The sequence below is a fragment of the Bacteroidia bacterium genome (assembly GCA_037045145.1).
Taxonomy (GTDB): Bacteria; Bacteroidota; Bacteroidia; order AKYH767-A; family OLB10; genus OLB10.
On sequence record JBAOIA010000011.1, the window covers coordinates 1,053,074 to 1,067,372 of the forward strand.

Annotated in this window: 12 protein-coding genes; 5 read left to right on the forward strand and 7 right to left on the reverse strand. The window is 36.6% G+C overall.

The features are described 5' to 3' along the window. Nucleotides 1–60 precede the first annotated feature (60 nt). The 5 genes from V9G42_05640 to V9G42_05660 all read right to left on the reverse strand — a co-directional run bounded on the left by V9G42_05640 (nt 61) and on the right by V9G42_05660 (nt 4,748). The gene (locus V9G42_05640; GenBank protein ID MEI2758904.1) at nt 61–1,305 is read right to left on the reverse strand and encodes a DUF1015 family protein; all 1,245 of its coding nucleotides are present in this window, start codon (nt 1,303–1,305) and stop codon (nt 61–63) included. Nucleotides 1,306–1,332: 27 nt separating this feature from the next. Further along, nucleotides 1,333–2,304 (reverse strand): NAD(P)-dependent oxidoreductase, encoded by a 972-nt coding sequence (locus V9G42_05645; GenBank protein ID MEI2758905.1) that lies wholly within the window; start codon nt 2,302–2,304, stop codon nt 1,333–1,335. Nucleotides 2,305–2,318: 14 nt separating this feature from the next. Further along, nucleotides 2,319–3,383, reverse strand: coding sequence for a 3-phosphoserine/phosphohydroxythreonine transaminase (gene serC / locus V9G42_05650; protein MEI2758906.1), 1,065 nt, complete (start codon nt 3,381–3,383; stop codon nt 2,319–2,321). A 69-nt stretch (nt 3,384–3,452) separates the two neighbouring features. Next, the gene (locus V9G42_05655; GenBank protein ID MEI2758907.1) at nt 3,453–4,328 is read right to left on the reverse strand and encodes a hypothetical protein; all 876 of its coding nucleotides are present in this window, start codon (nt 4,326–4,328) and stop codon (nt 3,453–3,455) included. A 72-nt stretch (nt 4,329–4,400) separates the two neighbouring features. Then, on the reverse strand, nt 4,401–4,748 hold the full coding sequence (locus V9G42_05660; GenBank protein MEI2758908.1) for a 4Fe-4S dicluster domain-containing protein: 348 nt from the start codon (nt 4,746–4,748) through the stop codon (nt 4,401–4,403). Nucleotides 4,749–4,863: 115 nt separating this feature from the next. Between V9G42_05660 and V9G42_05665 the strand changes: the two genes are divergently transcribed. Then, nucleotides 4,864–5,919, forward strand: coding sequence for an acyl-CoA reductase (locus tag V9G42_05665; GenBank protein ID MEI2758909.1), 1,056 nt, complete (start codon nt 4,864–4,866; stop codon nt 5,917–5,919). Here V9G42_05665 and V9G42_05670 read toward each other — a convergent pair. Next, a complete protein-coding gene (locus tag V9G42_05670) occupies nt 5,916–7,985 on the reverse strand; it encodes a dihydrofolate reductase (GenBank protein MEI2758910.1) in 2,070 nt (689 codons plus the stop codon). The genes V9G42_05665 and V9G42_05670 overlap by 4 nt on opposite strands. Before the next feature lie 100 nt (nt 7,986–8,085). Continuing rightward, on the reverse strand, nt 8,086–8,715 hold the full coding sequence (locus V9G42_05675; GenBank protein MEI2758911.1) for a hypothetical protein: 630 nt from the start codon (nt 8,713–8,715) through the stop codon (nt 8,086–8,088). Between the two features lie 143 nt (nt 8,716–8,858). Between V9G42_05675 and V9G42_05680 the strand changes: the two genes are divergently transcribed. From V9G42_05680 to V9G42_05695, 4 genes are all read left to right on the forward strand, one after another. Next, entirely contained in the window at nt 8,859–9,341 is a 483-nt protein-coding gene (locus tag V9G42_05680; GenBank protein MEI2758912.1) for an RNA polymerase sigma factor, read from the forward strand. A 2-nt stretch (nt 9,342–9,343) separates the two neighbouring features. Next, nucleotides 9,344–10,405: a hypothetical protein gene (locus V9G42_05685; GenBank protein MEI2758913.1), complete on the forward strand. Its 1,062-nt coding sequence runs from the start codon at nt 9,344–9,346 to the stop codon at nt 10,403–10,405. A 397-nt stretch (nt 10,406–10,802) separates the two neighbouring features. Next, on the forward strand, nt 10,803–11,771 hold the full coding sequence (locus tag V9G42_05690; protein ID MEI2758914.1) for a ribonucleoside-diphosphate reductase small subunit: 969 nt from the start codon (nt 10,803–10,805) through the stop codon (nt 11,769–11,771). Between the two features lie 127 nt (nt 11,772–11,898). Then, the gene (locus V9G42_05695; GenBank protein ID MEI2758915.1) at nt 11,899–14,268 is read left to right on the forward strand and encodes a ribonucleoside-diphosphate reductase subunit alpha; all 2,370 of its coding nucleotides are present in this window, start codon (nt 11,899–11,901) and stop codon (nt 14,266–14,268) included. Nucleotides 14,269–14,299: the final 31 nt, after the last annotated feature.

The window sequence follows — 14,299 nt, forward strand, 5'->3', positions numbered from 1 at the left end:
TGCAGTGCCTGTCGGGCAGACAGTCAACAGCAGGTTGTTAAATACTTGACGGTAAGAAATTTAGTCCAATGAATGCAGTACGAGGCCACTACGAAGTTTTGGCTCAAACCAGGTTACCTTGGGTGGCATAATAAGATTATTGTCGGCAATATCAATAAGTTGCTGCATAGTTACTGCATAAAGTGCAAAAGCAACCTTCATTTCTCCGTTATCAACTCTTCTTTTTAATTCACCAAGACCACGAAGTCCGCCAACAAAATCAATTCTTTTGTCCTTGCGCAGGTCGGTGATGTTTAACAAAGGTGCCAGAACTTTATCTGATAAGATAGTGACATCAAGAACGCAAATAGGGTCTTTATCATTGAAAGTGCCCGGTTTGGCATTTAATTTATACCATTTGCCTTCCAGATACATGCTAAACTCGTGCAAAGCTGCAGGACGATATTCATCACTTCCTTTTTCTTCAACAACAAAATTTTCTTTCAGCTTGTCAATAAACTGTTTTGCATCCATTCCGTTCAGGTCTTTAATAACCCTGTTGTAATCCATTATTTTTAATTGATTGTCGGGGAAATGCACTGCCAGAAAAAAGTTGTACTCTTCTTTTCCTGTGTGTGAAGGATTTTTTTCGCGTCTTTCTTTGCCAACCAAAGCAGCAGCAGCTGTGCGGTGATGCCCATCTGCAACGTAGGTGTTTTTTAGTTTTGCAAACTCTTCTGTGATAATATTTATGTCAGAATCGTTGTTCACTATCCAGAACTGATGTCCAATGTGATCGTCAGTTACAAAATCATATTCGGGAGCAGCAGAGGTAATATGCTCAACCAACTCATCTAATTTTCTGACTTGTGGATAGGCAAAAAATACAGGCTCATAATTCAATCCGGAAACACGTACGTGGTTTTTACGGTCTTCTTCTTTATCCGGACGTGTAAGTTCATGTTTTTTGATAACATCATTCATGTAATCGTCAACAGCAGCACAGCCTACTATGCCATATTGTTTACGTCCGTCCATGCTTTGTGCATAAATATAGTAGCAGTCTTTGTTGTCTTGAAAAAACACTCCGTCTTTAAACATGGCTTCGAAATTTTCTTTGCCTTTTTTATAAATTTCAGGTGCATAGTGATCGAAATCGTCCGGAAAATCAATTTCAGGTTTTATAACATGATAGAATGATATTTTGTCGCCTTTAGTTTCTGCACGTGCTTCTTTTTCGTCAAGTACATCGTAAGGGCGACAAGCAATTCGCTTTACTAATTCTTTTTTGGGTCTTATTCCTTTGAATGGTTTTAATGTTGCCATACTTTTTGCTATATTTTAATTCTGATATTATTTTTTAGTAAAATATTCAACTACTTTTTCTGCAAGTTCAATCCCTATGCGCTCTTGTGCTTCTTTTGTTGAACCACCAATGTGTGGTGACAAGGTTACTTTAGGATGTGTGCAAAGTGTTTGGTTGATAATTGGTTCGCCTTCAAAAACATCAATGCCTGCAAATGATATTTTTCCTGAATTAAGTGCTTCAATCAAATCGGCTTCTGAAATTACTCCACCACGTGCTGTGTTAACAATGCCTGCACCATTTTTTATGAGGTCAAGTTCTTTCTTCCCGATAACCGGTGCGCTACCTTTTGGAAATGGCACATGTAGCGTAATAAAATCACTCTCAATAAGTAGTTTAGTGAAAGACACACATTTAAAAGTAATAGTGATTTTCTTCTGTCCTAATGCAGGGTGAAAATCCATATCTACTACAACATCTTCATTGTTGAGTCTATGAAATAAAACGTTCATTCCCAAACCAACTGCTATGGCAGCTACGCACTTACCAATTTGTCCGGCACCAATAATACCTATTGTTTTTCCCTTTAGTTCTATTCCTGCGGAGTATGATTTCTTCAGTTTTTCAAATGTTTCTTTGGAAGAGCAGGCTGGCATGTTGCGGTTGGCATCATACAGCATTCGCACTCCGGTGAACAAATGTGCAAACACCAATTCTGCAACTGATTGTGATGATGCAGCCGGAGTATTTATAACGGCAAGTCCTTTTTCGCGGGCATACTTTACATCAATATTATCCATACCTACACCGGCACGACCAATTACTTTAAGATTTGGACATGCATCAATAACATCAGTGCGTACAGTAGTAGCACTTCTTACTAATATAGCATCAAAATTCTTAAGTGCTTCAGCAAGTTTTTCCTGAGGTACTTTATCTGTAGAAACCGAAAATCCTGCTGCATCAAATATTTTTTTTCCAGCAGCATCAATGCCGTCATTGGCTAATATTTTAATCATAACTGAAATTTTTTTTAACCGTTTGTTTTTGCAAAATCTTTCATCACCTGTACCAATACTTTTACGCTTTCAACAGGAAGTGCATTGTACATGCTTGCACGAAAACCACCTACACTTCGATGACCTTTAATACCTACAATGCCGGCTTCTTTTGCTTTGCCTAAGAAGGCTTCGTCCATGGAGGCATCTTTTAAAAGGAAACAAGCATTCATGGGTGATCGGTCTTCGGGTGCTGCAGTTCCAGTAAATAATGGATTGGTGTCAACCTCATTATAAAACATATCAAACTTCTGTTGATTAATCTTTTGCATTGCTTCTACGCCACCAATTGATTTTAACCACTCTAATACATGCATACAAACAAGAATCGCAATTACAGGAGGTGTGTTGTATAGCGAATCGTTTTCAAGATGCGTTTTATAGTTGAGCATGGTTGGCATCACTCTTTCGGATTTACCAACAATGTCTTTTTTAATGATGACAAGTGTTACTCCTGAAGGGCCCATATTTTTTTGTGCACCTGCATATATCATGTCAAACTTTGAAACATCAACAGGACGTGAAAAAATATCGCTGCTCATATCGCATATTACAGGAATAGGGCTTGCCGGAAAATTTTTTACCTGAGTGCCGTGAATGGTTTCATTGCTACAGATATGCAGATAGTCGCAATCAGCAGGTATCGTATATCCTTTTGGTTGATAGGAATAGTTTTTGTCTTTACTTGATGCAATCACTTCAACTTCGCCAAAGAGTTTGGCTTCTTTAATAGCTTTGTTACTCCAAGCACCCTGATCAATGTATGCAGCTTTCTTTTTAAGAAAGTTCATTGGTACCATGGCAAACTGTGTGCTGGCACCACCTTGTAAGAAAAGTACTTCATGCGTATCAGGCACGTGAAGTAACTCCTTTACCAGCGACTTTGCTTTTTGAAGAACAGCATCAAAATCTTTGCTGCGATGCGAAATTTCCATCACGCCCATTCCGCTGTTGTTAAAATCTAAAAGAGATTCTTGTGTTTTCTTTATTGCAACTTCCGGTAATACACCAGGACCGGCACCAAAATTATGTTTACGCATAGTTAATATATTAAATTGTTTTTTAACTGATATTTCGGAAGGCAAAATTAGCTCTTTAAAGCCAATTAACTACTTCCGCAACTCAGAATCTTTTACAGGGGTAATTTTCTGGCCATCAGTGTTATGGCTATTTCTCATATCAATATCACTTTTGCCTTGCCATTTGCCTTTTTTCCAAATAAAAGCATCATAAGTAAAATCAGGTCCATAAGTTTCTTCAGCACCTTTTAAAGTAGCTTTTGGTGGACTTAAATGATCGAAAACAATTTTTTTTCCTTTTGAATAGTACTTTAAACTCATGACTGCCTGAGCATTGTATTGAAATATAACCCGGGTACATTTTTCAGCACTCATCACAGGTAGCATATTTGCAGGGGCTTTAAAAATCTTTTTACCAAAGACAGGTTTGTTTTTTTGAAAATGCAAAACATCAATTGTTTTGACAGTAGTCCTGTTGTCAACACCTCGCCAGCCAAGGAGCGTGTAGATGGTTTTTTTATTTTCTTTTACTGGGATGATGCTGTAATAAATAGCTGCAAAATAATTATCGGTATTTAAAATTTTGTCTGATGCAGTGTATTTATCCATAGCACCATCTGTTAACGTAAATATTTTTATTGCTTTAGATTTTTTGTCTTTTACCTGCATCATCCCATGAATGCTGTAAGTTTGAGTTTCCATATTCGGTTGTATCCACTGATAAAACCTGATTAGGTTATCGGCTGATGTAATCGTTGAAATAGAAGGTATTGTATCGAATGAAGTGTTGAATGATTGTTCGGTAGCAAGAAATTTTTGCATGGCATCAGTGAGTCGTAACTGATATTGCTGCCTTATTGAATCGCTACTGCCTTTAATGACACTGTCAGCAAACATTTGAAGTTGTGCAAATGTGTTGCCGGTAGTATAAAGTAAAATAATAAAAGTAAAAGCTATTCTGACCATGTTGTATTAAACGAAAAAATCTGCTACATATTTAAAAGCGTGCAGCAGATTTTAAACAATTTCAATCAATTATTATTGGTGCATGCGTGATTTCTTTTCAAGCAAAGCTTCTTTTGTTTCTCTAACGTTTTCATCGTCAACACAGCAATCAACCGGGCAAACCGAAGCGCACTGTGGTTCGTCATGAAAGCCAACACATTCTGTACATTTATCCGGAACTATATAGTAGTGGTCCAAATTAACAGGTGTTTGAGGGGTATCGGCATCAATGGCTGTACCATCCATTTTGTTAAACATGCCTTTTACAGTGGTACCATCAGAAAAACGCCATTCTGCACCACCTTCGTAAATAGCATTGTTGGGGCACTCGGGTTCGCAGGCTCCGCAGTTAATACATTCGTCAGTAATTATAATAGCCATAATTTTGTGTTTTTATTTGAAGTGTTGGTGCAAATATAAATTTATTTTACAAACAAGTTTTAATACCAAAAAGTTAGTACAAACCTGTTTTACTTTAATTTTAAAAAAAAGTTTTATGTCGCAGACAGAAAATATTGTAAATACCTTTATCCGTGTAGGGCAAAGAATTAAGGCATTTTGTGAGCAGTATCCAAATGGATCACTGGAGGGTATTGTTGATACCGCTAAGGTCAATAATCCCTGGTTTACCGCACATAACCAAATTAAGTCGTTGAAGGCTATAGCTTCTATGTTGCAACCTGAATCTTTACAACAGTGGATTAGCTGCTATAGTTTAACAGAGCAACTACCTAAAAGTATTGGTGTGGTGATGGCGGGAAATATTCCTGCTGTGGGCTTTCATGATTTGATGACAGTTTTAGTTTCAGGTAACAAAATTCAGATAAAACCCTCATCATCTGATAGAATATTAATGGAGTGGATAGCCGCTATCATAAAAAGTGAGAATGCAGAACTAGGTAATCGGATTTCTTTTGTGGACAAATTGCAAAGGCCCGATGCAGTTATTGCAACCGGCTCAGATAATACAGCACGATATTTCCATTATTATTTTAGTAAGGTGCCACATGTTATCAGGAAAAACAGAAACAGTGTAGCTGTCTTGAAGGGTAATGAAACAAGTGAAGAATTGTTTGCATTGGGAGATGATATATTCTCCTATTTTGGGTTAGGTTGCCGCAATGTATCAAAGCTAATGGTGCCGGTGGGTTATAATTTCGAGAACTTTTTTAAAGCAATTGAGCCTTATGGTAATGAATTGTTATTACATAATAAATATATCAACAACTACGATTATTACCGGGCAATATATTTAATGGAAAGCGTTCCTTTTCTTACCAATAATTTTGTGCATTTGTTAGAACAGCAAAGTATTGCCTCTCCGGTTTCAGTAATACACTATGAAACCTATGACAATCAAAGTTTACTGCAACAATTGCTAACCGATGAAGCTGATAAAATACAATGTATCATTTCGGCTGATAAGATTACAGGAAAAGAAATACCCTTTGGTAAAGGGCAAAAGCCATCGGCAAGTGATTATGCCGATGGTGTAGATACCCTGCATTTTTTAATTGAACAATTTTCTGAGCAAAATAACAGCAATGCTTAATTTCGGATAGGCAAGAAAGAAAATTCTTTTCCATACTCAAGCATTTGAGGAAGAAAATCATTGTTGTATTCAACTTTAACATCAGTGATACTATCGCCTTGCATTACCGGAACTAACCTGGGTTGAATAAATCCCATATAAGGTGCAATGTTTAATGCTTTATATCTTTCGTGAACTTCTTTTAATAAATCCTGATCTACTTTTACGCCAAAATTTTCTACTAAATTTTTCCCTGAAGTATAATCACCTTCGGATTTTATACGTTGAATCTCTTTTAGCAACTCTCCAAACAGTGTTCTTAGTTTGTCATAGTCGTTTATTTTGAAATAAGTTTTTCCATTTCTGGTAATGCGTTCAATTACATTATCCTGTTTGCCTTTTTCGTAAACCCATGATGCTACAAGCTGACGGTTGCGCATGTGCGACTCTTCAAGATTGTTACCGGGATTAATGCGGTTCAACTGTGTCATCAATCCATTAAGGATATAAGAATCAAACTCTGCTTTGCCTACTTCGATAGATGGCATCACACCAATGTCTATTAATTTTTTATCGGTTATGTAATATAGTGCTACCAGATCGGCACGTGCTTCTTCCAATGTGCTTGCATAGTTTTTTAAGGTTACATCTGTACCCGCAACACCTTCATTAATTTTTCCCGATGCATGACCAATTACTTCATGCATGTCGGTATGAAGATCACCGGCTAAGGCACCATATTTTTTAACCCGTTCAATCACCTGAGGATTTTCGCCAAACTCATCAATCATCGGGCTTTTGGCACGAGCATAATTATAAGAAGCAACTATGTTTCCTAATGAAACAGATTTAGAGCCCACTTTCTCGCGAATCCATTCCTGATTGGGTAGGTTAATACCGATAGGTGTTGATGGAGCAGCATCACCACACTCGTTAATTACTGTTATCACTTTTGCCGAAATTCCTTTTACATTTTTCTTTTTATGTTCAGGCAAAATAGGAGAGTGGTCTTCAAACCATTGTGCTTCTTTGCCGATTGCTGCAATACGTTTAGTAGCTTCCAGGTCTTTAAGACTAAGCACCGATTCGTAAGCCCCTTTTTTATGCATTGGGTCGAGATATACTTCAATAAATCCATTGGCAATATCAATGCGGCTTGCAGTATCTTTAACCCACAAAACACAGTAATCATCATAATCTTTTAAATTGCCGGTTTTATAAAACTTAACCAATGCTTCAAGGGTAGCTTTTTGGGCATCGTTTTCTGCAACGGTAACAGCCTTTTCGAGCCAATAAACAATTTTATCTATGGCAGCACCATACATGCCTCCCGATTTCCACACCTGTTCTTCAATTTTTCCATTTACCTTCATCACTTTGGAGTTTAATCCCCAAGATGGTTGCTCTTTTACACCGGGAAGAATTTTGTTTTTATAAAACTGCTCAACTTCTTTTTGTGTTACATTTTCGTAAAGATTACTTGACGAAGCCTTTACATTATCAACATCTGCTGCAAGCGAAACTCCTTTGGCATCAAGTTTCGGGTCAAATAATATTGGTTTTAAAAATGAAATAAACTCTTCAATTTTTTTCCCTTCATTAGGCATTTTGCTGTAATCGCTTTTTGAAATTAATGTGTCTAAAAAAGCCGGATCAAATTCAGGAATCATTTTATCAGTTGAGTAATGATGATGAATGCCATTACTGAAGAAAAAACGCTTGGCATAGACCATAAATTTTTTGTAGTTGTCTTCGTTTTTATCGCCCTGATATGTTTCAAGAATTGTTTCTAAAGTTTTTCTTATCTGAAGATTGTAACGGTTTTTCTGATCATAAAAAATATCACGCCCCGACATTCCTGCCATATAAAGATAGTAGGCTAATTGTTTTTGTGGGAGACTGAGTTCTTCAAAACCCGGAATAGTGTAACGGAGCATTTGAATATCGGCAAAGCGATCTGCTACAATTTCAATTTCAGGTGTTGTCTTGGCTGCAGTGTTTGCGTTTTCTTGTTTTGGTGCTTGTTTGCATGATGTTAGTGCTAATACACCTGATGTTGCTGTTAGGATTACAAGTAAAATTCTCATTTCTTATGGATTTAAAAATTAAAGCAGACAAAGTTGCCCAAAAAAGTTAACCATTATCAAAACAAAAAGTTAAGAAATGCTGAACAAAACAACAATGACTTTAATCTTCCTTAACAAAAAGTATATTAGAAAAAGGCAGAAAATAGTTTGGCAGACATTTAAAGTTTTCTCCGGTTTTTATGAGGTTAATTCCTTTAAAACTAACGTCTTCCAAAGATGGTTTGAGCCTTACTTCAAAGTAGGTATTGGCATTTAACTCATCTTTTATTGTGCTTGCTACATCAGGATATAACTCATGAACTAAAAATATTTTTTCGCAATTTTTTGTGTCAATGTTTATCACGCCATCTTCATTAGCTTCAAATTCTTTTGTCAGATTGCCGAAAGTAACAATTGCTTTTACCTTTTGTGTCAGATATTGGTTTTCGTCACGAACAACAACTTTATAAGTCTTACCACTGATACGCTGTTCTGTAATTTCAAAATCTGCACCTCCAATTTTATCACTGTTTAATTTAATGGTGTCGCCATCAAAGGTGTAAGTTCCTTTTGCTTTGCGGTCAACAGCGCCATAGGAATAAAAAAACTCGAATGTATTATCAGGAAGAAACTGAAAGGCAGCGGCCATATCCTGAATGTTATGTAGGCGGTAAATGCCGTTTAATGAACTTTGTGCATTCATGACACTGCTGTATGAAAGAAATAAAAATACAATAATGCGCTTATCCATGATTCAAAAGTAATGAAAAAGTGTGGAGCTTGTGACTTTTAAATTGAAATTTGACTCGCAAGCAATTCATAGTTCAAAATTTTAAAAAATCCCTGTAACTTTACCGGCATGAGTGCGTCTTATATTTAAACACGAAACTATTTGTGACGGCATTGGAGTACAATACCTGTGTAGATCAATACGCTGACGGCATATACCGTTTCATTCTGCATAATATAAAAGATGAGGATGATGCACGGGATGTGGTACAGGATACATTTGAAAAATGCTGGCGCAATCATGAAAATATTCAGTACGAAAAAGTGAAATCTTATTTGTTTACCACAGCACATCATACCATGATTGACAGAATCAGAAAGTCGAGCCGTCAGGAGTTGTTGAGTGAATATCATGAGGAGCCATCACATAATAAACACTATTCTGATTTGAAAAATGTATTGAAAATGGCTTTAGATAAACTACCTGCCATTCAAAAGTCAGTGATATTATTACGCGACTATGAGGGTTATGATTATAAAGAAATAGGAGAGATTACCGGCCTTAGTGAATCGCAGGTGAAGGTATATATTTATCGTGGCAGAATGGCGTTGAAAGAATTTATTGGCAGTTTGAGTAATGTAATTTAACAATGATTAACAGAAGCAACTACGAGGTTTGGTTTATTGATTATGCTGATGGCAAACTCAGTCATGAGCATATTGCAGAATTGTTGTTGTTTCTTGAGGAAAACCCTGACCTTAAGAATGAGTTTGGCTTTTTTGAACCTGTTGAGTTACCTGTTGATAAAGTGGAGTTTCCTTTTAAAGAGAATTTAAAAAAGACAAAACCTTCAAAGGCGGAATTTGATGACATAGCTGTGCGGTTTTTGGAGAACGATTTATCTGCGGAAGAAAAGATAAAGTATGAACTGTGGATAAAAGATTTTGCTGATCTTAAAATCTCACATAATCTGTTTGCACAGACAAAGCTTCATGCCGATAAGAATGTGATTTTTCAAAATAAGAGTAAGTTAAAGAAGAAAGCGGGCCGTGTGGTTTTTATGCCATGGATACCTTATGTAGCTGCTGCTGCATGTGTTGTTGCTTTTATGTTATTCTATGCTAACAGAAGTGAGCCTTTGAAACAGCAACAGGCAGAACATAAAACTAATAATGAGCCTGCACAACAGCATATTTCACCACCAATAAAGGTTGAAGAAACGAAGACGGATAATAAGAATACAATTGCTTTAACATCAAATAAAAATAATAGTAAATCGGCTGGGATTGTAAAACAGAGACAGCAGAAGTCAAATAGCAATGTAAGTCGGGAAAATACGTCAATAACAATTGCTCTGATAGAACCTAAGGTATCAATATTAGAAACAACTGTTAACCCTGAACCGCTACAAATTACCCATATAGAAAACTCCTATGCATTGGTGATGAAGAACACAGACAAACAACCCGACAACATACAAGGGGTTATTAAAGAAGTTGCCTTGAAAAAATTAAATGCCCTTGCTGACAATGTTGTGGGGATGCCGGTTGATAATAGTAAGCAAAAAACGCTTGCAATATTTGGAAAAATAGTTAACAGAATAACTTTTAAGAGAGTAAATATTCAAACAATTTATTCTGATGATGGCAGGCTTATGGCTTATGCTGTGAGTGCAGGTCATTTTAATTTCGAGCATGAAGTAGTTAAATAACTACTTTTAAGAAATGAACAGTTGTTGATTAGTTCGTTGCTGCTGATATTGATAACATTATGCCTTAAATTATCGCTATTATCTTTTCCTTAAAAAAATATTTGGCAAGTTCAGATAAAATAGTAGCTGCCTTTTCTTAGAGTAAAAATTAAAAAAGTTGATTCTGCAAATAAAATCAAACAAAAAAATTTTCAACGTGATTTTTGTTCAAAAGTGTGTTTGATTGTTTAAAAAATCAACCACAGTTCAATGATATTTTTAATTTGATTTGTAAACGGAATTGCAAGCGGTATCAGCACCCTTAGATTTCAGAAAAATAATTTATTTACTATACAAAACAAATAGCAGATTATAAGAGGATAATCTGAAGAGGAACTTTTTACCAATAAAAAATATAATGCAAGAAGAACTACTTTTAAGAGAAAACAAAGAACGCTTTGTACTGTTGCCAATCAACTACCCAAAGGTTTGGGAGATGTACAAAAAGCATGAACAAAGTTTTTGGACAGCAGAAGAGATTGACCTTCACCCTGATTTGGTTGACTGGGAAAATAAACTCAATGATGATGAGCGTCATTTTATAAAACATGTGCTGGCATTTTTTGCAGCAAGCGATGGAATTGTAAACGAAAACCTTGCAGTAAATTTTATGAGTGAGGTTCAGATTCCGGAAGCACGGTGCTTCTATGGATTTCAAATAATGATGGAGAATATTCACTCAGAAACCTATTCATTATTGATAGATGCCTATATAAAAGATCCTAAAGAGAAACATTATTTATTTAATGCCATAGAAACTGTGCCTTGCGTAAAGAAAAAAGCTGACTGGGCATTACGTTGGATTCAAAATGGAAGCTTTGCCGAAAGGTTAGTGGCATTTGCTGCTGTAGAAGGAATTTTCTTCTCTGGTAGTTTTTGTTCTATTTTCTGGTTGAAGAAAAGAGGATTAATGCCGGGGCTTACATTCTCCAATGAATTGATTTCGCGTGATGAAGGTCTGCATTGTGATTTTGCATGCTTATTATATAGTATGCTTCAAAACAAAATGACACAGGAGCAAGTGCACACTATAATTAAGGATGCGGTAAACTGCGAGCATGAGTTTGTTACTGATGCATTGCCTGTTTCACTTATTGGTATGAATGCCAAACTGATGTGTCAGTATATTGAATTTGTGGCTGACAGGCTGTTGGTGTCTTTAGGCTATTCAAAAATTTACAATGCTGCCAATCCTTTCGATTTTATGGAAATGATATCATTACAAGGTAAAACCAACTTTTTTGAGAAGCGTGTAGGCGAATATAAAAAGGCAGGAGTGGCTCAGTCACAGGAGTCTCAGAAAATCAGATTTGACGAAGACTTTTAACAACTAACTGTTGAAAGCCGGTAGAAAATATTTTTTTCTGCCGGCTTTTTTATCTGTTAATTTATACTGCCTGAAATAACATTAAACAACTAACATTTTAACGCAACCACCTAACAAGAAAAATCACATGTATGTAATTAAAAGAGATGGCAAGAAAGAGTCGGTAAAGTTCGACAAAATCACTGCACGAATTCAAAAACTTTGTTATGGACTTGATCCGCACCATGTAAGCTCACTCAACGTTGCACAACGTGTTATTGAAGGTGTTTATGATGGTGTTACAACTTCTGAACTTGACAATCTTGCTGCAGAGGTTGCTGCAACCATGACAGTGAAGCATCCGGACTACGCTTTGCTAGCATCGCGTATTGCTATTTCAAACCTGCATAAGAATACGAAGAAGTCTTTCAGCGAAACCATGAAAGATTTATACACCTACATTGATCCAAAAACAGGAAAACAAGCTCCATTACTTGCTGATGATGTTTGGGCTGTGATAGAAAAAAATGCAGAGTTACTAGATAGTACAATAATTTATGATCGTGACTTTGGATATGATTTTTTTGGTTTTAAAACATTGGAGAAATCTTATTTGCTGAAGCTCAATGGAAAAGTTGTTGAACGCCCCCAACACATGCTCATGCGTGTGAGTGTGGGTATTCATAAAGAAGACATTGAAAGTGCAATGGAAACCTACAACCTGATGAGTGAACGTTGGTTTACACATGCAACACCAACATTGTTTAATTCAGGTACACCAAAGCCACAACTTTCAAGCTGCTTTTTACTTACCATGAAAGGCGACAGTATAGATGGAATTTATGATACGCTAAAGCAAACTGCACTCATATCACAGAGTGCAGGAGGTATTGGTTTGAGCATACACAATGTGCGGGCAACAGGTTCTTACATCAGAGGTACAAACGGGACTTCAAATGGTATTGTTCCAATGCTGCGTGTTTTTAATGACACAGCACGTTATGTTGATCAGGGCGGTGGAAAAAGAAAAGGTTCTTTTGCAATTTACCTCGAGCCTTGGCATGCAGATATTTTTGAATTTCTTGATCTGAAAAAAAATCATGGTAAAGAAGAATTACGCGCACGTGATTTGTTCTACGCTATGTGGATACCTGATTTGTTTATGAAGCGTGTGGAGGCAGAAGGCGAGTGGAGTCTGTTTTGTCCAAATGAATGTCCCGGCCTTGCCGACACCTATGGAGCAGCATTTGAAATCCTTTATACAAAGTATGAAAATGAAGGCCGTCAGCGCAAGACAATAAAAGCGCGTGAGTTGTGGAGTGCTATTCTTGAATCGCAAGTAGAGACCGGTACACCATACATGTTGTATAAAGATGCCTGTAATGAAAAGAGCAATCAGAAGAATCTGGGGACAATAAAAAGTTCTAACCTATGTACAGAAATAATTGAATACACAGCACCGGATGAAGTGGCGGTTTGTAATCTGGCATCAATTGCTTTACCTCGTTTTGTAAACAACGGTACATTTGATCATCAGAAGTTATTTGACATAACATATGTTGCTACAAAAAATCTGAATAAGATTATTGACATAAATTATTATCCTGTTCCTGAAGCGCGCAACAGCAATCTTCGCCATAGACCTATAGGCCTGGGTGTGCAAGGTCTTGCTGATGCGTTTATTTTATTGGGTTACCCTTTTGAGAGTGAAGAAGCACGTTTGCTGAATCGCGAAATATTTGAGACAATATACTATGCAGCTTTAACTGCATCGAAAGATCTTGCAAAAATTAATGGACCTTACAGCAGCTATGAAGGCTCTCCAATTTCAAAAGGCGAGTTTCAGTTTGATATGTGGAATGTAAAACCAACAGACCGCTGGGAATGGGATGTGCTGCGCGAAGAAATCCTAAAACATGGTGTTTATAATAGTCTACTTTTAGCCCCAATGCCAACAGCAAGCACTTCGCAAATTCTTGGCAACAATGAATGTTTTGAACCCTACACCAGCAATATTTATACCCGTAGGGTGTTAAGTGGTGAGTTTATTGTTGTTAACAAACATTTGCTCCGCGATTTGGTAAAGTTGAATCTGTGGAATAGCGAAATAAAAAATAAAATTGTTGCAGCCAATGGCTCTGTTCAGGAAATTGCGGAAATACCGGAACAGATAAAAGAAGTTTACAAAACGGTTTGGGAAATAAAGCAGCGAGCAGTAATTGATATGGCTGCCGATCGTGGTGCATTTATTGATCAAAGTCAATCATTAAATCTTTTTATACAAGACCCAAACTTCGCCAAACTTAGCAGTATGCATTTTTATGCCTGGAAAAAAGGATTGAAAACAGGCATGTACTATCTGCGGACTAAAGCAGCTACTGATGCAATTAAATTTACAGTAGAAGGACACAGCAATCATAATATTGTGGCTACTACACAAATAAGTAAGGAAGAGGTTATGGCAGAAATAAGTTGCAGTATTGATAATAAGGATGACTGTTTGGCTTGCGGATCTTAAATAAACAGAACAATGAAAATTGAAAATACCT

Excerpts from the sequence above, each read along its gene's own strand:
- V9G42_05645 (MEI2758905.1), bottom strand. The coding sequence starts at position 2,304 with ATGATTAAAATATTAGCCAATGACGGCATTGATGCTGCTGGAAAAAAA.
- V9G42_05695 (MEI2758915.1), top strand. The coding sequence starts at position 11,899 with ATGTATGTAATTAAAAGAGATGGCAAGAAAGAGTCGGTAAAGTTCGAC.
- V9G42_05660 (MEI2758908.1), bottom strand. The coding sequence starts at position 4,748 with ATGGCTATTATAATTACTGACGAATGTATTAACTGCGGAGCCTGCGAA.
- serC (MEI2758906.1), bottom strand. The coding sequence starts at position 3,383 with ATGCGTAAACATAATTTTGGTGCCGGTCCTGGTGTATTACCGGAAGTT.
- V9G42_05690 (MEI2758914.1), top strand. The coding sequence starts at position 10,803 with ATGCAAGAAGAACTACTTTTAAGAGAAAACAAAGAACGCTTTGTACTG.
- V9G42_05675 (MEI2758911.1), bottom strand. The coding sequence starts at position 8,715 with ATGGATAAGCGCATTATTGTATTTTTATTTCTTTCATACAGCAGTGTC.
- V9G42_05640 (MEI2758904.1), bottom strand. The coding sequence starts at position 1,305 with ATGGCAACATTAAAACCATTCAAAGGAATAAGACCCAAAAAAGAATTA.
- V9G42_05670 (MEI2758910.1), bottom strand. The coding sequence starts at position 7,985 with ATGAGAATTTTACTTGTAATCCTAACAGCAACATCAGGTGTATTAGCA.
- V9G42_05685 (MEI2758913.1), top strand. The coding sequence starts at position 9,344 with ATGATTAACAGAAGCAACTACGAGGTTTGGTTTATTGATTATGCTGAT.
- V9G42_05655 (MEI2758907.1), bottom strand. The coding sequence starts at position 4,328 with ATGGTCAGAATAGCTTTTACTTTTATTATTTTACTTTATACTACCGGC.
- V9G42_05665 (MEI2758909.1), top strand. The coding sequence starts at position 4,864 with ATGTCGCAGACAGAAAATATTGTAAATACCTTTATCCGTGTAGGGCAA.